Below are 17,351 nucleotides of genomic sequence, written 5' to 3' on the forward strand. Positions count from 1 at the left end.
CGGACCCACCCCGCCCGACCCCGGCTCCACCCACCACCCACAGGAGAAACACCCCATGTCCTTCACCCTCACGCGCCGCTCGCGGTCCGGCCTCACCGTCGTCGCCACGCTCACCGCGCTGGCCCTCACCGCCACCGCCTGCGGCTCCGACGGCGGGTCCGACTCCGGCTCCGGCTCCGGCTCGGGCGACGGCGGTGGCGGCGAGGATCTCGCCATCACGTTCATCCCGAAGAACCTCGGCAACCCCTACTTCGACGCCTCCCAGGTCGGTGGCGAGAGCGCCGCCGAGGAGTTCGGCGGCACCTTCGAGCAGGTCGGCCCGACCGAGGCCACCCCCGACAGCCAGGTGAGCTTCATCAACACCGCCACCCAGCAGCAGGCCGGCGCGCTCGTCGTGTCCGCCAACGACCCGGAGGCCATCGGCTCCGCGCTCGAGCAGGCCCGCGACATCGACATCCCCGTCGTGACCATGGACTCCGACACCAACCCGGAGTACCGCGACGTCTTCGTCGCGCAGGCCGACGCCGAGGGCATCGCGCAGGCCCAGGTCGACCTGGTCGCCGAGCAGATCGGCGACGAGGGCGAGGTCGCCATCCTGTCCGCGGCCGCCAACGCGACCAACCAGAACGAGTGGATCGAGCTGATGGAGGCCGAGCTCGAGGAGAACCACCCCGACATCGAGCTCGTCGACGTCGTCTACGGCGACGACGACGACCAGAAGTCGTTCGACGAGACCGCCGCGCTGCTGCAGTCCAACCCGGACCTCGCCGGCATCATCTCGCCGACCACCGTCGGCATCGCCGCCGCGGCGCGCTACCTGTCGACCTCGGAGTTCCAGGGCGAGGTCGCGCTGACCGGCCTGGGCACCCCCAACCAGATGCGCGAGTACATCGAGGACGGCACCGTCGAGGCCTTCGCCCTGTGGAACCCCGAGGAGCTCGGCTACCTCTCCGCGTACGCCGCCTCCGCGCTGGCGGCCGGCGACATCAGCGGCGAGGAGGGCGACACCTTCACCGCGGGCGACCTCGGTGAGTACACCGTCGGCGCCGACGGCGTCGTCGTCCTCGGCGAGCCCACCGTCTTCGACGAGTCCAACATCGACGACTTCGACTTCTGAGCGCAGACGCGCCAGCGGATGCGCTGATGGTGGTCGAGCGAGCCGCGCGGCTGAGGAACGAAGCCGCGACCGGCGTGTCGAGACCCCGTGAGCCGCGCAGTCGTCACCACCGACCGGCCGCCGGGCGCCCGCCTGCACCCCCGTACGGGCGGGCGCCCGGCTCACCACCCACCACCGCTCACCACCCACCTGAGGAGGACGGGTCCATGACGCGCGCGTGCTTCACGCTCCAGGTACGACCCGACCGCCTCGGCGAGTACGCCGACCGCCACGCCGCGGTGTGGCCGGACATGCTCGCCGCCCTCGCCGCCACCGGGTGGCGCAACTACTCGCTGCACCTGCGGGCCGACGGCCTGCTGGTCGGCTACGTCGAGACCGACGACCTCGACGCCGCCCAGGCCGCCATGGACGCCACCGAGGTCAACGCCCGCTGGCAGGCCGAGATGGCCCCGTTCTTCGTCGGTCTCGACGGGGGCGCCCCCGACCAGGGCTTCGTGCGCCTCGAGGAGGTCTTCCACCTGGAGACCCAGCTCGCCGACACCGCCGCCCCTCCCACCACCGATCTGTGAGGCACCGCACCATGAGCACTTCCGCCGACTCCTTCGCCAGGATCGCGCCCCAGCTGGAGGGCCAGGCCATCGAGCTGCCCTCGTGGGCCTTCGGCAACTCCGGCACCCGCTTCAAGGTCTTCGGGAGCCCGGGCACCGCCCGCACCGTGGAGGAGAAGGTCGCCGACGCCGCGACCGTGCACCGCTTCACGGGCCTGGCCCCGAGCGTCGCGCTCCACATCCCGTGGGACCTCGTCGACGACTTCGGCGCCCTGCGCCGCCACGCCGAGGACCTCGGGGTCTCGCTGGGGACCATCAACTCCAACACGTTCCAGGACGACGACTACAAGCTCGGCGCCCTGACCCACACCGACCCCAAGATCCGCCAGAAGGCGATCGACCACCACTTCGAGTGCCTCGACGTGATGGACGCGACCGGGTCGCGCGACCTCAAGATCTGGCTGGCCGAGGGCAGCAACTACCCGGGCCAGGCCGACCTGCGCGGCCGCCAGGACCGGCTCGCCGAGTCCCTCGCCACCATCTACGACCGCGTCGGCCCCGAGCAGCGCCTCGTGCTGGAGTACAAGTTCTTCGAGCCGGCGTTCTACCACACCGACGTGCCGGACTGGGGCACGTCGTACGCCCAGGTCAGCGCGCTCGGCGAGCGCGCCGTGGTGTGCCTCGACACCGGTCACCACGCGCCCGGCACCAACATCGAGTTCGTCGTCATGCAGCTGCTGCGCCTGGGCAAGCTCGGCTCGTTCGACTTCAACTCCCGCTTCTACGCCGACGACGACCTGATCGTCGGGGCGGCCGACCCGTTCCAGCTGTTCCGGATCCTCTTCGAGGTCATCCGGGGCGGCGGCTACGGCCCCGCCAACCCCGACGGCACCTCCGAGGTCGCGTTCATGCTCGACCAGTGCCACAACATCGAGCAGAAGATCCCCGGCCAGATCCGCTCGGTGCTCAACGTGCAGGAGATGACCGCCCGCGCGCTGCTCGTCGACCGTGACGCCCTGCTCGCCGCGCAGGAGGCCGGCGACGTCCTCGGCGCCCACGAGGTGTTCATGGACGCCTTCTCCACCGACGTCCGCGCCGACCTCGCCGCCTGGCGCGAGAGCCGCGGCCTGCCGGCCCACCCGATGCGGGCGTACGCCGGGTCCGGTCACCAGGCCGAGCTCGAGACGACCCGCGTCGGCGGCACCCAGATGTCCTGGACCTGAGCCGCCGCACCCCCCCGCTCGTCCCACGGCGTCCACGCCGTCCCCACCCGCTCCGAACCGGAAGGCACCATGACCAACCCGACAGCCGCCGAGCTGATCGCCCGCTCCAACCGCCTGGGCGCCGACGCCAAGAACACCAACTACGCCGGCGGCAACACCTCCGCCAAGGGCACCGACCGCGACCCGGTCACCGGCGAGGACGTCGAGCTCGTGTGGGTCAAGGGGTCGGGGGGCGACCTCGGCACCCTCACCGAGAAGGGCCTGGCCGCGCTGCGCCTGGACCGGATGCGCGCGCTCGTCGGCGTCTACCCCGGCGTCGAGCGCGAGGACGAGATGGTCGCCGCCTTCGACTACTGCCTGCACGGCAAGGGCGGCGCCGCCCCGTCGATCGACACCGCCATGCACGGCCTCGTCGACGCCGCGCACGTCGACCACCTCCACCCCGACTCCGGCATCGCGATCGCCACCGCCGCCGACGGCGAGGCGCTGACGCAGAAGGTCTTCGGCGAGAAGGTGGTGTGGGTGCCGTGGCGCCGGCCCGGCTTCCAGCTCGGTCTCGACATCGCCGAGATCAAGGAGCGCCACCCGCAGGCGGTCGGCTGCATCCTCGGCGGCCACGGGATCACCGCGTGGGGCGACACCTCGGAGGAGTCCGAGCGCAACTCGCTGTGGATCATCGACACCGCCGCGGCCTACATCGCGGAGCACAGCAGGCCGGAGCCGTTCGGTCCCGCCCTCGACGGGTACGGCGCGCTGGACGAGCCCGAGCGCCGCGCCCGCGCCGCCGCCCTCGCGCCCACCATCCGCGGCATCGCCGGCGCGGACCGGCCGATGGTCGGCCACTTCACCGACTCGCCGGAGGTCCTCGACTTCCTCGCCGCCGCCGAGCACCCCCGGCTGGCGGCGCTCGGCACGTCGTGCCCCGACCACTTCCTGCGCACCAAGGTCAAGCCGCTCGTGCTCGACCTGCCGCCGACGGCCTCGGTCGAGGACTGCCTGACGCGGCTGCGCGAGCTGGCCGTCGCCTACCGCGAGGACTACCAGGGCTACTACGACCGCCACGCCACCGAGGACTCGCCCGCGATCCGCGGCAAGGACCCGCTGATCGTCCTGGTGCCGGGCGTCGGCATGTTCAGCTTCGGCAAGGACAAGCAGACCGCCCGCGTTGCCGGCGAGTTCTACGTCAACGCCATCAACGTGATGCGCGGCGCCGAGGGCCTCTCGACGTACGCCCCGATCGACGAGGCCGAGAAGTTCCGCATCGAGTACTGGGCGCTCGAGGAGGCCAAGCTGCAGCGGATGCCGCAGCCCAAGCCGCTCGCCACCCGCGTCGCCCTCGTGACCGGCGCCGCGTCGGGCATCGGCCTCGCGACCGCGCAGAAGCTCGCCGCCGAGGGCGCGTGCGTCGTCATCGCCGACCTCGACCTCGCGAAGGCCCAGGCCTCGGCCGCCGAGATCGGCAGCACCGACGTCGCCGTCGGGGTGCGAGTGGACGTCTCCGACGCCGCCGCGGTGCAGGCGATGGTCGACTCCGCGGTGCTCGCGTTCGGCGGTGTCGACCTGGTCGTCAACAACGCCGGGCTGTCGCTGTCGCGCTCCCTGCTCGAGACCACCGAGGCCGACTGGGACCTGCAGCACGACGTCATGGCCAAGGGCTCCTTCCTCGTCGCGCAGGCCGCGGCGAAGGCGATGATCGCCCAGGGGATGGGCGGCGACATCGTCTACATCTCCTCCAAGAACTCGGTCTTCGCCGGGCCCAACAACGTCGCGTACGGCGCCGCCAAGGCCGACCAGGCCCACCAGGTGCGGCTGCTCGCCGCCGAGCTCGGTGCCCACCAGATCAAGGTCAACGGCGTGAACCCCGACGGCGTCGTCGCCGGCTCCGGCATCTTCGCCGGCGGCTGGGGCGCCAACCGGGCCGCGGTCTACGGGGTGGAGGAGAAGGACCTGGGCGCGTTCTACGCCCAGCGCACGATCCTCAAGCGCGAGGTCCTGCCGGCCCACATCGCCAACGCGGTGTTCGTGCTCTGCGGTCCCGACATGACCCACACCACCGGCCTCCACGTGCCCGTCGACGCCGGCGTCGCCGCGGCGTTCCTGCGCTGATCGTGGGCACGTCCTCGGGCGTCACCGTCGCCGCGGTCGACCTCGGCGCGTCCAGCGGGCGCGTCGTGGTCGGCCGGGTCGGCGGCGCCGACGGCGGGGGCGTCGGGCTGGAGGTGGTGCACCGCTTCGCCAACGACCCGGTGCGGCTGCCCGACGGCCTGCACTGGGACCTGCTGGGGCTGTTCTCCGAGGTGCTCGTCGGCCTGCGGCTCGCCGCGGCCCACGCGCCCGCCTCGGTGGGCATCGACTCCTGGGCGGTCGACTACGGCCTGCTGCGCGGCGGGCGGCTGCTCGGCGCGCCGTACACCTACCGCGACTCCCGGACGGCGCGCGGTGTGGCCGCGGTCCACGCCCGGGTGGGCCGCGAGGAGCTGTACGCCCGCAACGGCCTGCAGCACCTCGACTTCAACACCCTCTTCCAGCTCGCCACCGAGGGTCCGCTGCTGGGGGTGGCCGACACCGCGCTGCTGGTGCCCGACCTGCTGGGCCACTGGCTCGGCGGGGTGCGGGTCGCCGAGCGGACCAACGCCTCGACGACCGGGCTGCTCGGCCTCGCCGACGGCGAGTGGGACACCGCGCTGTGCACGCGGCTCGGCCTCCCCGCCGGGGTGCTCCCGCCGCTGGTCGACCCGGGCGAGAGGCTCGGTCCCCTGCTGGGCCACGTCCGGTCCGCGACGGGCCTCGAGGACGCGGTCGACCTGGTCGCCGTCGGCTCCCACGACACCGCCTCCGCGGTGGCCGGGACCCCTCTGTCGGCGGAGGGCGCGGCGTACCTCTCGCTGGGGACGTGGGGCCTGGTCGGCGTCGAGACCACCGGCCCGGCGCCCCTCGAGGCGGCGCGTGCGGCCAACCTGACCCACGAGCGGGGCGTCGACGGCACCTTCCGGGTGCTGCGCAACGTCATGGGCACCTGGATCCTCTCGCGGCTGCTCGACTCCTGGCGCCGCGCGGGCCGCGACGTCGACCTCGCCGACGTGCTCGGCGCGGCGGCCGCCCTGCCCGAGCGGGTCGCCGCCGACCTGCCGGCCCTCGACGTCGACGACCCGTCGTTCACCGCCCCCGACGACATGGCCGGCGCCGTCGCGGCCTGGCTCACCGCCCGCGGCGAGCGGGTGCCGACCGAGCCGGCCGCGACCGTGCGGATGGTCTGCGAGGGGCTCGCCGCGGCGTACACCCGGGTGCTGGGGGACCTGGCGCGGGTGACCGGGCGCGACGTGCCCGTCGTGCACGTCGTCGGCGGCGGGGCCCGCAACGCCCTGGTGTGCGACCTGCTCGCCGCGCGGGCCGGCGTCCCCGTCGTGGCCGGGCCCGTCGAGGCGACCGCGACCGGCAACGTGCTGGTCCAGGCGCGGGCGCTCGGCGCCTTCGGGCCCGACGCCGACCTGGCGACGATGCGGGCCGCCGTCCGCGGGACGGAGCCGCTGCGCACCCACCACCCGCCCGTTCGGTCGGCCGCGCGCTCCCGGGGGCGATGACCCGGCCCGCGGGGCTGGCCCGGCTCGACGCCGACGACGTCGACCTGCTGCGCCTGTACGCCGACGGGCGCACCGCCCCGGAGATCGCGCGGCGCCTGCACGTGTCCGAGCGCACGGTGCGGCGCCGGCTGCGCTCGATCTGCGACGTCCTCGACGTGGGGACGGTCATCGAGGCCGTCGTGCTCGCCGCCCGCCACGACCTGATCTGACCCCCTCCCGCCCACCCCCGACCCCGACCGGGTGCGGGTACCGTCGCGAGACCGACCCCGAGGAGCCGACACCATGCCGGACAGCCCCAAGATCCAGCGACAGCTGCCCAAGCGTCACGACCTGGCGCCGCTGCTGAAGTTCAAGCAGCCCGTCTGGTCCGCGACCGAGCGCCGTCTCGCCCGCGCCCTGACGATCGAGGACCTGCGCACGATCGCGAAGCGCCGCACGCCGAAGGCCGCGTTCGACTACACCGACGGTGCCGCGGAGAGCGAGGTCTCGCTCGCACGCGCCCGGCAGGCGTTCGCCGACGTCGAGTTCCACCCCTCGGTGCTCCACGACGTCTCCGAGGTCGACACCTCCCGCGAGGTGCTCGGCGCGCGCGTCGCCATGCCCTTCGGCATCGCGCCGACCGGATTCACCCGGATGATGCAGACCGAGGGCGAGAAGGCCGGGGCGCGCGTCGCCCAGCAGGCGGGCATCCCGTTCGCGTTGTCGACCATGGGCACCACCTCCATCGAGGACGTCGCCGCGGCGGCACCCGGCGGGCGGCACTTCTTCCAGCTCTACATGTGGAAGGACCGCGACCGCTCGATGGCGCTGGTCGACCGCGCCGCGAAGGCCGGCTACGACACGCTGCTGGTCACCGTCGACGTGCCCGTCGCCGGCGCCCGGCTGCGCGACGTGCGCAACGGCATGACCATCCCGCCCACCCTGACGCCGCGCACGGTCGCCAACGCCGTGCCGCGCCCGGCGTGGTGGATCAACTTCCTCACCACCGAGCCGCTGGCCTTCGCCTCGCTCGACTCCTGGTCCGGCACGGTGGCCGAGCTGCTGGACACGATGTTCGACCCCACGGTGAGCATCGAGGACCTGGCCTGGATCAAGTCGCAGTGGCCCGGGAAGGTCGTCGTGAAGGGCGTGCAGACCGTCCACGACGCGCGACGGGTCGCCGACGTCGGGGTCGACGGGCTGATCCTGTCCAACCACGGCGGTCGCCAGCTCGACCGGGCGCCCGTGCCGTTCCACCTGCTGCCCGAGGTCGTGAAGGAGGTCGGCTCCGAGCTCGAGGTCTGGATCGACGGCGGCATCATGTCGGGCCAGGACATCGTGGCCGCCCTCGCCCACGGCGCCCACTTCACCGAGGTCGGCCGCGCCTACCTCTACGGCCTCATGGCGGGCGGTGAGGCCGGGGTCCGTCGTACGGTCGAGATCCTGTCGGGCCAGATCGAGCGCACGATGCGCCTGCTCGGCGTCACCAGCCTCGACGAGCTCGAGCCCGGCCACGTGACCCAGCTGGAGCGTCTCCAGCCCCGGGTCCGGGGCTGAGCGACCCGCCGACCCGTGACCCGACGTCGCCCGCCGGACCCCCACGGTCCGGCGGGCGACGTGCGTCAGGCCCGCGCGTACGCCGGCTCGCCGGCGGCGTCGAGCCCGAGGTGCTCGCGCAGGGTGCGGCCGGCGTACTCGGTGCGGAAGAGACCGCGGCGCTGCAGCTCCGGCACGACCTGGTCGACGACGTCCTCGAAGGTGCCCGGTGAGGTGGCGCACGACAGCATGAAGCCGTCGGCCTCGCCGCCCAGGAAGGACTCCTCGAGCTGGTCGGCGACCTGCGAGGCCGTGCCGACGACCTGCGGCAGCAGCACGCCCTGCGCGTAGAGCCTCCCGATGTCGCGCAGCGTGAGCGAGTCGCGTCGACTGAGCCGTCGGGCGACGTCGAACAGCCCCTGGGTGCCGCTGACCTCGAGGTCCTCGACGGGCGAGTCGAGGTCGTGCTGGCTGAAGTCGTGGTTGGTGTGGACCGACAGCGTCATCAGCCCGGAGATCGGGTCGGCGAGCTCGTGGTGGACCGCCTGCTTCTCGCGCGCGATCGACTCGGTCTCGCCGACGAAGGGCAGCACGGCGGGGAGGATCTTGACCTGGCGCGGGTCGCGGCCGTGGTCGCTGACGCGGTCCTTGACGTCGTCGTAGTAGGCGCGGCGGCCCTCGGGTGTGGGGTCGATCTCGAAGATCGCCTCGGCCCACCGCGCGGCGAAGTCCTTGCCCTTCTCCGAGGACCCGGCCTGGATCAGCACCGGCCGGCCCTGGGGTGACCGCGGGGTGGGCAGCGGACCGGCGGTCTTGAAGAACAGCCCGTCGTGGTGGAGCGCGCGCACCTTGTCGGGGTCGGCGAACAGGCCGGAGGCCTTGTCCTGCACCAGCGCGTCGGCGTCCCAGGAGTCCCACAGGGCGACGGCGGTCTCGACGAACTCCTGCGCGCGGTCGTAGCGGAGGTCGTGGTCGAGCACCTTCTCCAGGCCGAAGTTGCGGGCCTCCGCCTCGCTGAGGGAGGTGACGATGTTCCAGGCGGCGCGGCCGTTGCTGAGGTGGTCGAGCGTCGCGAGGATGCGCGCCAGCTCGAAGGGGTGGAAGTAGGTCGTGGACTTGGTGATCGCGACGCCGAGGCGGTCGGTGACCGCCGCGATGCTGCTCGCGACCAGTGACGGGTCGAGGGTCGCGGCGGCCTGGGTGCCGCGCCGCAGCGCCTCGTCGGGGCTGCCGCCGTAGTTGGTGGGCACCGCGAGGAGGTCGGCGAAGAAGACGAAGTCGAACTTGCCGCGCTCCAGCGTCCGCCCGATCCGCTGGTAGTAGGCGGCGTCGAGGAAGTCGGGCTGCGTGCCGGGCTGGCGCCAGGCGGCGTGGGAGTGCGTGACGTTGGAGGCGATCATGAAGCCGCCGAGGTGCATCTGGTCGGGCACGGGTCTCTCCTTGCCGAGTAACTGGACTGGGTTAATCGACAATAGGCCACCAGTGTGTCCTCGCCGCCGACCGCCACGATGCGGTCCTCGGGCTCAGTACTTCTCGGTCAGCGCGACGATCCGGGCGGTGGCCAGCTCGATCATGAGCCGGGCCGCGGGGGAGAGGGTCGCGCCGGCGCGGTGGACGATGGCGAGCGTGTCGTACTGGCGCGGGCGCAGCGACACCCAGCCCGCCGCGGGGGCGAGGCGGGGGAGCAGCTGGTCGACGACGCCGCGCGGCACGATCGAGTCGGCCAGCCCGCGCCCGACGAGCTCGACGGCGGTCTCGACGTCCTCGACCTCGATGCGCGAGACCGGGTTGCGGCCGGTCTCCTGCAGCATCCGGCGCAGCACGATCCGGGTCGAGTCCTCCGCGGCCCACGTCGCCTCGGCCATGACCAGCGAGGCCCGCGACAGCCGCTGGGCGGTCACCGGGGAGGCGACGTGCTCGGGGTCGGCGGAGATGTAGACCAGCTCGTCGCGCGCGACCGGGGTGACGGCCATGGCGTCGGTGCTCACCGACGGCACGGCGATCATCGCGGCCTCCAGCCGTCCGCGGCGCAGCTCGTCGAAGACCTCGGAGGAGTTCTGCCCGACCAGCTCCACGCGGACCCCGGGGTGGCGCTCCAGCACGTCGGCGACGAGGTCGGCCCCGGCGTACAACCGCGCGGTGCCGAACATCCCGAACCGGATGGTGCCGGTCTCCAGCCGCGCCGCGGACCGTACGGCGCGCAGCGCGTCGTCGGCCGCGGCCAGCGTGCGCTCCGCGTGGGGCCGCAGCTCGTCGGCCACCGTCGTCGGCACGACGCCGCGCCCGACGCGGCGGAACAGCTGCGCCCCGACCGAGCGCTCGAGGGAGCGGATCTGCTCCGACACCGACGGCTGGGCGTAGCCGAGCGCGTCCGCGGCGCCGGTGAGGGAGCCGTGCTCGTAGGTCGAGAGGAAGCACCGCAGCTGATGCAGCGAGAGCACGGTCACACTCCTAGGCAGATCCTGGGGCTCGTCAAGGAAAGTGAGGCTACCCCTATGGGATGCGATCGGGCAGATTGAATGCTGTACGAGTAACCGATCAGACCCAGGGAGGTCCGCCGATGTTCACCCACCACTGCTCCGCCTGCTCGCGCCGGCAGCTCATGTTCTTCAGCCAGGTCGCCCGGTCGACCGAGGTCGCCGACGGCATCGAGGTGTCCTTCACCTGCTGGTGCGGCGAGGACCAGACCGCGCTGCTCGCCGACGTGACGGCCACCCGGACGACGGCCGACATCGCCGCCGGGGACCGGGGCCTCGTCGCCGCCTGAGCCGGTTTCACCCCGCGCCCGGGGTGTCCGTATAGTTCCCCGCGTCGCAGCGCGCCCGGCCACCCGCCGTACGCCTGGACGCGCCGCCTTAGCTCAGTCGGTAGAGCGTCTCACTCGTAATGAGAAGGTCGTCGGTTCGATTCCGACAGGCGGCTCTCACACCACACCGGCCCTGACCTGCAGCGACTCGCAGATCAGGGCCGTTGCCGTTCCCCGGCAACCGTCGGCCCGGTGGCCTTCCTGGGCGCCTTGTGCTCGCTGAGCCCCGCGTACCGGCCTACGATCCTGGTCCCAAGACCACATGGGGGAACGATGAAGACGACGCGCCTCAGTGCACTTGCGGCAGTTGCGCTCCTGCTCGCCGGCTGCGGAGGCGACACCGACGGTCAGGCCGAGGAGCGGCCCGCGACGTCGCCGATGGAGCCGAGCGACTCGGCCAGCAGCGCCGAGGCGGAGGAGGACCCGTTCGCGCCGAACGTCGGCGATCGGGCGTTGTCGTTCGGCGAGACGCGCGACGGCATGTCGATCGACATGACGCTCGAGAAGGTCCGCTACCCCTACCCACCGGCCGCCTACCGCGAGCCGTTCACCCCGGGGAACGTCTACGTGGGCCTGCGGCTCGAGCAGTGCATGACCGAGGACACCCCCGACGCCTACTCGTCGTACAGCGGGGAGTGGTCGGTCGTGACCCCGGGCGGGCAGGAGTACGGCGGTTCCGGCTCGAGCTACGACGACTTCCCGACCCCGAAGTTCCCGGAAAACGTCACGCTGACGACCGACCGGTGCCTCAAGGGCTGGATCGTCACCGAGGTGCCGGAAGGCACCAAGATCGCGAGCATCGTCTACCGGCCGCTCGGCGAGACCGTCGCAGAGTGGCTGCCGCCGGAGCGCGGCGACGGTGGCGCGAGCAGGACGAGCGCGGGGCTGGCTTCCTCAGCGGAGCGTGGCGACATCGGCTGACCGGCTCTCGGCGGCCGGTCGTAGCGTCGCGGCCATGAGCACGAAGACGGACGTGGGGACGTTGACGGACCAGCAGATCGCGGTCCTCGAGTTCGAGCGGCAGCCGTTCGGGGCGCCCCGGTCGCTCGGCCAGGCGTCGGCGGTGCTGAACAGCCGCGAGCGGGCGCTCTACGGGTCAGGGAAGCCGGCCGCGATCCGGCAGCTGTTCGGGTTGTCCGAGATCCGGTACGCCCAGATCCTCGCCGAGCTCCTCGAATCGCCCGCGGCTGAGGTGAACGACGCGCAGCTGGTGAGGCGGCTGCGGCGGATCCGTGACACGCGTCGAGGTGTCCGACGCTCCTGAGCGTCGCTACGGTCACGGCTGTGGCCGTCATTCTGCCCGCGCACGTCTGGTACTACCGGGACCAGTCGATCACCCACCCGCAGCCGCCGCTGATCGGGCTGCTGCTCGAGTGGCCCCGCGTCGAGGACCGGCGAGGGAAGCCCCGGTGGGAGGGCCTGGTCGCGTTCGCGCACACCGGCGGCGTCGAGACGACGTGGATCCGTGCGGCGATGCTCCGCTCGGCCTAGGGTGCTGTCGCATGGGAGTGACCGTCCGCCGCGGTTTCGGGTTCTTGGTGCTCTCGGGACTGTGTGTGTTGCCCGGGATAGCGGCCGCTGCTCTAGCCGGGCCCACGCCGTCGACGGCGAACTTGGTCGTCATGGTCGCTTCCACCTCGCTCACCACGGTCTGCTTCGTGGTGGGCCTCGCGATGCTGGCGTGGGCTCTCTTGCGTGGGTGACGGCGAGGGTGGGTGACGCAGGTCGAGGCCGCCCGACTGCTTGGCTGCTCGACAGGGAGGTGAAGGCCCTGCTCGACGCCGGCGATCTGACGCGGCGACCGCAGCCGAGGGACCGGGGCACCCCCTCGGTCAGCGCTGCGTCGGTGGCCCGGATGGTGCCCTTGCTCGCCCAGCAGGCCCGCCAGGCCGAAGCTCGTTCGGACAACAAGCCGTCCGCGTCGAAGGCCTGACGTCCGTCCGGCGTCAGACCTTTCAATTCCAGCGACCGGGCCCGCAATCTGATGGGGTGAGCTTCAGCAGGATCGCGCGCATGACCGCGGCGAAATGACGGCATGCGTGAATTGACGGGTGCGTGGTCCGTCATCGAACAAGGTCTTCAGCAGGAAGACCTGCGCCTCGCCGTTCTCTCGCGCAGTCAGGCGTCCCTCCACCGGAACTCCCACTCGTCTTCTAGATCGAGCAAGTACTTCGCATGCTCACTTCAACGGTAGGTGCAGACCACGCATGTTCCAGCGGTGTGGCCGTACCCGAAGCCATCACTGCCGGTGGGCGCCAGCGTCTGGTGACCACACACGGGGCAGTCCTGCATCTGACGAGGGTCGTCGTAGTCGGGCCTGTAGCGCTCGGCCGCCCCGACTCGCGCCTTGATGTCGTCGTCGTCGAGCAAACTCAAGATCTCGAGAGCTCGGTCCATCTCGACGTCGTTGTCGATGTCGCCGCGCGTCCAGGCCTGGTCGTTCTGGCGGTCGCCAAGGGATCGAAGGGCCGGGTGGGCGTCGAGTTCGGAAAGCGCTTGAAGGTCAGCGTCCGTGAGCTGTTCGCCCGGGCCGCTTCCGTGACGGGCCAGCTGGGTTCGCTCTAGCGCCTCGCGGAGATGGTCGACGTTGATCGCGATCTTGAGCTCGTGGCCGAGGCCGACAAGCATCCCGAGGTGGTTGAGGTCGTGTGCCTCCTCGCCGGTCGGCACCTCCGCTACGCCTGAGATCGCACCGAACTCGTCGACCAAATCGTCGAGTATCTTGCTCGCCGACGGCATGAACCCGGTGGTGTTCGCCGATATATGCCCGGGGATCGCGGCCGACGCGATGGCGAGCAACCCGTTGGTGACCGCTGCGTCGAAGGTGCCCTCGCCCTGCGGGTCGGTCGGTGACTAGACGGACCCGCGTTTCCCTAGGTCAAAGCCTTGTCGAGCACGAGTGCCGTGATTCGGCTTGGTGGGGCTTGCCGACACCCGCGATGAGAAGGTCGTCGATTCGATTCCGACAGGCGGCTCCACCACGGCCCTTGACCTGCTGCGATGCGGTCGGCGCCGTTCTCGTCCGTGGCCGGGACAGATCTGCACGTGAGGGCCCGATGCCGCCGGACCGTTCCGAGCCCGTACGGGTCCCGCCGGGCTCCTGCTCGCTCCCCTGGGCCACCCCAGGACGCGCAGGTCCGACGCTCGCGCGGACGGCCCGCGCCGGCCCTCGCGGTCCGCACCGCGCGGACACGCCGACGTAGGGTGCACGGATGGCTGAACGCTGGCGCTCCTCCGCTGCCCGGGACCTGGTGAAGAAGATCAACCGGGCCGGGGGTGAGGTCGAGCGCGCCGGCCCCGGGAAGATGAAGGTCACGGGCCCCGAGGGCTCGGCGACCATCGCCGAGCCGCTGTCCGACTCCCGCAAGGACGTGGCCCGCAACAGCGCCGCCCGGTTGATCCTGCAGAAGACCGGCCTGGACATCTCGTAGTGGCCGGTGGGGGCCCGGCGCGGCACCCCGACGACCGCGTCGCCACCACGGCGGCCCGGCCGATCCGGACCTGTGCAGCGCCCGGCTGCTGGGCGGAGGGTGCCGAGCGCCAGTGCGCCGACCTGCGCGGTCCCCCGCGTCCCGTCAGCCGCCGGCGTAGACCCGCGCAGCGACGTCCATGTGCCGCTCGACGGTGAGCACGACGGCTGCCTCGTCGTCGCCGGCGATGCCGTCCGCGATCACCGCGTGCCGCTCACGCGACATGATCGCGGGGAGGCGGTCGGCGTCGTGGCTCATGATCGCGACGCGGATCCGTCCCTCGAGGTGCTGCCACGACTCGACGAGCATCGGGTTGCCCGACAGACGGCAGAGCAGCAGGTGGAACGCCAGGTCGGCCTCGACGCGCTCGGTGAAGGCCAGGTCGGGGTCGTCGAGCCGCGCGGCAGCGGCGTGGAGATCGCTCACGGCCGACTCAGGCCCATGACCTGCTGCCATGCGGCCGTTCCCCTCGACGCGGGGCCCGTGTGGGCAGCCGGATCGAGCAGGATGTCGCCGTGACCTCGAGCCTGGTGACGCAGTGGCAGGACCTGGTCGCCCGGGCGCCGTCGGCGGGTGCGCGCCGGCTCGACCGCGACGCCGAGCGCCTGTACGCCGCCACCCGTCGCGCGCTGGCCGAGGACCCCGTCGTACGACGGGAGCTCGTGCTGGCCTTCGCGGCCGCCGGGGACGCCCCGCTGGCGCGGTGGTTGGCGGGCGCGGTCCTGCCGCCGGGGTTGGGTGCCTCGACCGACCCGGAGGGTTTCCGCGCGCACCCCGAGGTCCGGCTCTCCGCGACGGAGCTGCCGATCGCCGTGGGGCTGGCGCTGTCGACGGACCACGAGCTGGTCGCGGACCCGGCGTTCCGTGCCGACCCGCTCGGCTGGACCGGGTCGTGGATCGGGGGGACGCCGAGCGTCCCGCGACGAGCCCCGGACGCGTGGGGACCGCCCGTCGGGTCGGACGGTCGGGCCCTGCACTTCGTCCTGCAGGTCGATCTCGCCACGGAGGCCGTCAACCAGGGTCTCGACCGCTGGCCGTCGACCGGGCTGCCGGACACCGGCGTGCTCCAGGTGTTCCACGACCTGCGCTCGGACGGGTGGGACGACGCCTCCGCCGGCGCCTGGCTGGTGCGGCTCGTGGACGACGTCGACGACATGGTCCTGGCGGACGCCGCGGCCGTGGACCGGATCACCCCGCTGAACCCCCAGCTCGTGGCGACCTGCCCGAGCCCCGCGGGATCGCGCCTGGCGGGCGAGCGCGCGGAGCGCCACGCGCGGGCCGCGCGCTGGCTCGACCTCGTGGCTGTTCGCGCCAACGCGACCGACCCCGACGTGCACGCCCTCACCCCGTGGCACGAGGCGTACGAGCCGGTCGCGCCGGTCCCGCGGCTGCGCGGCTTCGGCCGTGCGCGCGGCGACCACCCGGAGCTGCTCGCGACGCTCGCGCTCCGGCTCCCGCTCGCCCCGGGCGACCGCCACGTGCTCCTGCTCGACGCCGACCTCGACCTCGGCCCGCTCCCGCCCGGGGCTGGAGGGGCCGGCGCCGAGGCCCGACGGCGGCACCTCGAGGTCTGGATGCGGGCGAGGGATCTCACGGCCGGCCGCTTCGCTTCGACCTGGGCGGTGGTGCGGACCGGCGCCTAGCCCCGACGCGCGTGCAGGCGCTCCTGGGCGGCGGGGAGGTAGGCCAGGCAGGGTGCCTCGGCGTCCGGGTGCTGCTCGACGAGGTGGAAGGTCCAGCGGTCCATCGCGGCCATGAAGCCGTTGTCGTCGCCGGGGCGGTACGCCGACCACGGTCGGTCCTTCTTCGTCGTGCAGGCGGTGCAGGTGATCTTGTAGACGAACTGCTGCTCGGCGTCGAGGTCGATCCGCACCCGGGCCAGCGGTCCGGCCTCGGCGGCGGCCCTGCGCTCGCGGGCCGCGCGGCTGGCGGTCACGTCGTTCCTCGGCTGTCCATGGCGTGAGCAGCGTAGTGGGGAGCGGACGTCGTCCGCGCCGGTGCGAGTATCGGTCGGTGCCTGCCCCGTCGACCGCGCGCGCGGTCTCACCCGACTCCGGCGCCCCGTGGAGCGAGCCAGGCGCGTGGCCGGCCGCCCCGGGGGTGCACCGGATCCCGCTGCCGCTGCCGAACGACGCCCTGCGCGCGGTCAACGTCTACGTGCTCGAGTCCGAGGAGGGCCTGGTGCTGGTCGACGGCGGCTGGGCCGTCGAGGCCGCCCGCCGGCAGCTCGAGGCGGGCCTCACGGCGCTCGGCGCCGGGATTCGCGACGTCACCCGCTTCCTGGTGACCCACGTGCACCGCGACCACTACACGCTCGCGACGGTCCTCGCCCGCGAGGTCGGCGCCGCGGTCGCCCTCGGGGCGGGGGAGCGGCCCAACCTCGACGCGATCCGCGGCGTCGCCGGCGGCGAGGTGCCGGCGGGTGGGGGGACGGTGGCCGTGCTCGGCCGGTGCGGGGCGCCCGCGCTCGCGCGGGAGTGGGGTCGTCGCAGCGAGCACCTCCGGCTCGACCTCGCCGAGTGGGGCCACCCGGACACCTGGCTCGACGACGGGCAGACCGTGGGGGTCGGCAGCCGCGAGCTCGACGTCGTCCCGACCCCGGGCCACACCCGCGGGCACGTCGTGTTCGCCGACCGGGGCGCCGGCCTGCTGTTCGCCGGGGACCACGTGCTGCCCACCATCACCCCGTCGATCGGCTTCGAGCCCGCCCCGGTCGCGAACCCGCTCGGTGACTTCCTGACCTCCCTCGCCCGCGTGAGGCACCTGCCCGACCTGCGGCTGCTCCCGGCCCACGGTCCCGTGACCGACTCCAGCCACGCCCGGGTCGACGAGCTGCTGGCCCACCACGAGCAGCGGCTGGTGGCCTGCGCGGCGGCGGTCCCCGGTCGGGGTGCGCCCGGCAGCACGGCGTACGACGTGGCCGCGGTGCTGCCGTGGACCCGCCACGAGCGCGCGCTGGCGGAGCTCGACACCTTCGACGCCGGGCTGGCGACGATGGAGACCCGCGCCCACCTCGAGCTGCTCGCCGCGCGCGGCGACCTCGTGCGGGACGACGCCGACGGGGTCGCCGTCTACTCGCGACCGCGCTGAG

Annotated in this window: 20 protein-coding genes and 1 tRNA gene; 16 read left to right on the plus strand and 5 right to left on the minus strand. The window is 72.9% G+C overall.

Annotated features, from left to right (window positions below; translation table 11 throughout):
• Positions 1 to 55 precede the first annotated feature (55 nt).
• From rhaS to ABD158_RS07245, 7 genes are all read left to right on the plus strand, one after another.
• Entirely contained in the window at positions 56 to 1,117 is a 1,062-nt protein-coding gene (rhaS, locus tag ABD158_RS07215) for a rhamnose ABC transporter substrate-binding protein (RefSeq protein ID WP_344005614.1), read from the plus strand.
• 206 nt (positions 1,118 to 1,323) lie between these two features.
• A complete protein-coding gene (locus ABD158_RS07220; protein WP_344005616.1) occupies positions 1,324 to 1,686 on the plus strand; it encodes an L-rhamnose mutarotase in 363 nt (120 codons plus the stop codon).
• 11 nt (positions 1,687 to 1,697) lie between these two features.
• Positions 1,698 to 2,888: an L-rhamnose isomerase gene (gene rhaI, locus ABD158_RS07225; protein ID WP_344005618.1), complete on the plus strand. Its 1,191-nt coding sequence runs from the start codon at positions 1,698 to 1,700 to the stop codon at positions 2,886 to 2,888.
• Positions 2,889 to 2,957: 69 nt separating this feature from the next.
• A complete protein-coding gene (locus tag ABD158_RS07230; protein WP_344005620.1) occupies positions 2,958 to 4,994 on the plus strand; it encodes a bifunctional aldolase/short-chain dehydrogenase in 2,037 nt (678 codons plus the stop codon).
• Positions 4,995 to 4,996: 2 nt separating this feature from the next.
• Positions 4,997 to 6,469 carry a rhamnulokinase gene (locus ABD158_RS07235; protein ID WP_344005622.1) on the plus strand — a complete coding sequence of 491 codons (1,473 nt, stop codon included), beginning with the start codon at positions 4,997 to 4,999 and terminating at the stop codon, positions 6,467 to 6,469.
• On the plus strand, positions 6,466 to 6,678 hold the full coding sequence (locus ABD158_RS07240; protein WP_344005624.1) for a response regulator transcription factor: 213 nt from the start codon (positions 6,466 to 6,468) through the stop codon (positions 6,676 to 6,678). The genes ABD158_RS07235 and ABD158_RS07240 overlap by 4 nt, the downstream gene beginning before the upstream one ends.
• Before the next feature lie 73 nt (positions 6,679 to 6,751).
• On the plus strand, positions 6,752 to 8,005 hold the full coding sequence (locus ABD158_RS07245) for an alpha-hydroxy acid oxidase (protein WP_344005626.1): 1,254 nt from the start codon (positions 6,752 to 6,754) through the stop codon (positions 8,003 to 8,005).
• Positions 8,006 to 8,070: 65 nt separating this feature from the next.
• Here the strand turns inward: ABD158_RS07245 and ABD158_RS07250 are convergent, their stop codons facing one another.
• Both ABD158_RS07250 and ABD158_RS07255 read right to left on the minus strand, forming a co-directional pair.
• The gene (locus tag ABD158_RS07250) at positions 8,071 to 9,414 is read right to left on the minus strand and encodes an LLM class flavin-dependent oxidoreductase (protein WP_344005628.1); all 1,344 of its coding nucleotides are present in this window, start codon (positions 9,412 to 9,414) and stop codon (positions 8,071 to 8,073) included.
• Positions 9,415 to 9,507: 93 nt separating this feature from the next.
• The gene (locus ABD158_RS07255) at positions 9,508 to 10,425 is read right to left on the minus strand and encodes a LysR family transcriptional regulator (RefSeq protein ID WP_344005630.1); all 918 of its coding nucleotides are present in this window, start codon (positions 10,423 to 10,425) and stop codon (positions 9,508 to 9,510) included.
• 119 nt (positions 10,426 to 10,544) lie between these two features.
• Between ABD158_RS07255 and ABD158_RS07260 the strand changes: the two genes are divergently transcribed.
• From ABD158_RS07260 to ABD158_RS07285, 6 genes are all read left to right on the plus strand, one after another.
• Positions 10,545 to 10,751: a hypothetical protein gene (locus tag ABD158_RS07260; RefSeq protein WP_344005632.1), complete on the plus strand. Its 207-nt coding sequence runs from the start codon at positions 10,545 to 10,547 to the stop codon at positions 10,749 to 10,751.
• Between the two features lie 82 nt (positions 10,752 to 10,833).
• Positions 10,834 to 10,906 (plus strand) — tRNA-Thr (locus ABD158_RS07265).
• A gap of 157 nt (positions 10,907 to 11,063) precedes the next feature.
• Positions 11,064 to 11,711 carry a hypothetical protein gene (locus ABD158_RS07270; RefSeq protein WP_344005634.1) on the plus strand — a complete coding sequence of 216 codons (648 nt, stop codon included), beginning with the start codon at positions 11,064 to 11,066 and terminating at the stop codon, positions 11,709 to 11,711.
• Positions 11,712 to 11,745: 34 nt separating this feature from the next.
• Positions 11,746 to 12,054, plus strand: a complete 309-nt coding sequence (locus tag ABD158_RS07275; RefSeq protein ID WP_344005635.1) for a DUF3263 domain-containing protein — start codon at positions 11,746 to 11,748, stop codon at positions 12,052 to 12,054.
• A 20-nt stretch (positions 12,055 to 12,074) separates the two neighbouring features.
• Positions 12,075 to 12,281: a hypothetical protein gene (locus ABD158_RS07280; RefSeq protein WP_344005637.1), complete on the plus strand. Its 207-nt coding sequence runs from the start codon at positions 12,075 to 12,077 to the stop codon at positions 12,279 to 12,281.
• A gap of 271 nt (positions 12,282 to 12,552) precedes the next feature.
• The gene (locus tag ABD158_RS07285) at positions 12,553 to 12,723 is read left to right on the plus strand and encodes a hypothetical protein (RefSeq protein ID WP_344005639.1); all 171 of its coding nucleotides are present in this window, start codon (positions 12,553 to 12,555) and stop codon (positions 12,721 to 12,723) included.
• A gap of 251 nt (positions 12,724 to 12,974) precedes the next feature.
• On the opposite strand, the gene ABD158_RS07290 is transcribed toward ABD158_RS07285, so the two are convergent.
• A complete protein-coding gene (locus ABD158_RS07290) occupies positions 12,975 to 13,589 on the minus strand; it encodes a hypothetical protein (RefSeq protein ID WP_344005641.1) in 615 nt (204 codons plus the stop codon).
• A gap of 413 nt (positions 13,590 to 14,002) precedes the next feature.
• Between ABD158_RS07290 and ABD158_RS07295 the strand changes: the two genes are divergently transcribed.
• Positions 14,003 to 14,221: a hypothetical protein gene (locus ABD158_RS07295; RefSeq protein ID WP_344005643.1), complete on the plus strand. Its 219-nt coding sequence runs from the start codon at positions 14,003 to 14,005 to the stop codon at positions 14,219 to 14,221.
• A 144-nt stretch (positions 14,222 to 14,365) separates the two neighbouring features.
• Here ABD158_RS07295 and ABD158_RS07300 read toward each other — a convergent pair whose 3' ends face one another.
• Positions 14,366 to 14,716 carry an FCD domain-containing protein gene (locus ABD158_RS07300; protein ID WP_344005645.1) on the minus strand — a complete coding sequence of 117 codons (351 nt, stop codon included), beginning with the start codon at positions 14,714 to 14,716 and terminating at the stop codon, positions 14,366 to 14,368.
• Positions 14,717 to 14,775: 59 nt separating this feature from the next.
• On the opposite strand from ABD158_RS07300, the gene ABD158_RS07305 reads away from it, so the two are divergent.
• Positions 14,776 to 15,903, plus strand: a complete 1,128-nt coding sequence (locus tag ABD158_RS07305; RefSeq protein WP_344005647.1) for a DUF1963 domain-containing protein — start codon at positions 14,776 to 14,778, stop codon at positions 15,901 to 15,903.
• On the opposite strand, the gene ABD158_RS07310 is transcribed toward ABD158_RS07305, so the two are convergent.
• The gene (locus ABD158_RS07310) at positions 15,900 to 16,196 is read right to left on the minus strand and encodes a hypothetical protein (RefSeq protein WP_344005649.1); all 297 of its coding nucleotides are present in this window, start codon (positions 16,194 to 16,196) and stop codon (positions 15,900 to 15,902) included. The genes ABD158_RS07305 and ABD158_RS07310 overlap by 4 nt on opposite strands.
• Before the next feature lie 77 nt (positions 16,197 to 16,273).
• On the opposite strand from ABD158_RS07310, the gene ABD158_RS07315 reads away from it, so the two are divergent.
• Complete coding sequence (locus ABD158_RS07315; protein WP_344005651.1) at positions 16,274 to 17,350, plus strand: MBL fold metallo-hydrolase; 1,077 nt, start codon at positions 16,274 to 16,276, stop codon at positions 17,348 to 17,350.
• The last annotated feature ends 1 nt before the right edge of the window (position 17,351 follow it).

The sequence above is a fragment of the Nocardioides lentus genome, assembly GCF_039529515.1.
In the GTDB taxonomy this organism is placed as follows: Bacteria; Actinomycetota; Actinomycetes; order Propionibacteriales; family Nocardioidaceae; genus Nocardioides; species Nocardioides lentus.

Excerpts from the sequence above, each read along its gene's own strand:
- rhaS (WP_344005614.1), top strand. The coding sequence starts at position 56 with ATGTCCTTCACCCTCACGCGCCGCTCGCGGTCCGGCCTCACCGTCGTC.
- ABD158_RS07220 (WP_344005616.1), top strand. The coding sequence starts at position 1,324 with ATGACGCGCGCGTGCTTCACGCTCCAGGTACGACCCGACCGCCTCGGC.
- rhaI (WP_344005618.1), top strand. The coding sequence starts at position 1,698 with ATGAGCACTTCCGCCGACTCCTTCGCCAGGATCGCGCCCCAGCTGGAG.
- ABD158_RS07230 (WP_344005620.1), top strand. The coding sequence starts at position 2,958 with ATGACCAACCCGACAGCCGCCGAGCTGATCGCCCGCTCCAACCGCCTG.
- ABD158_RS07240 (WP_344005624.1), top strand. The coding sequence starts at position 6,466 with ATGACCCGGCCCGCGGGGCTGGCCCGGCTCGACGCCGACGACGTCGAC.
- ABD158_RS07245 (WP_344005626.1), top strand. The coding sequence starts at position 6,752 with ATGCCGGACAGCCCCAAGATCCAGCGACAGCTGCCCAAGCGTCACGAC.
- ABD158_RS07260 (WP_344005632.1), top strand. The coding sequence starts at position 10,545 with ATGTTCACCCACCACTGCTCCGCCTGCTCGCGCCGGCAGCTCATGTTC.
- ABD158_RS07270 (WP_344005634.1), top strand. The coding sequence starts at position 11,064 with ATGAAGACGACGCGCCTCAGTGCACTTGCGGCAGTTGCGCTCCTGCTC.
- ABD158_RS07275 (WP_344005635.1), top strand. The coding sequence starts at position 11,746 with ATGAGCACGAAGACGGACGTGGGGACGTTGACGGACCAGCAGATCGCG.
- ABD158_RS07295 (WP_344005643.1), top strand. The coding sequence starts at position 14,003 with ATGGCTGAACGCTGGCGCTCCTCCGCTGCCCGGGACCTGGTGAAGAAG.
- ABD158_RS07300 (WP_344005645.1), bottom strand. The coding sequence starts at position 14,716 with ATGGCAGCAGGTCATGGGCCTGAGTCGGCCGTGAGCGATCTCCACGCC.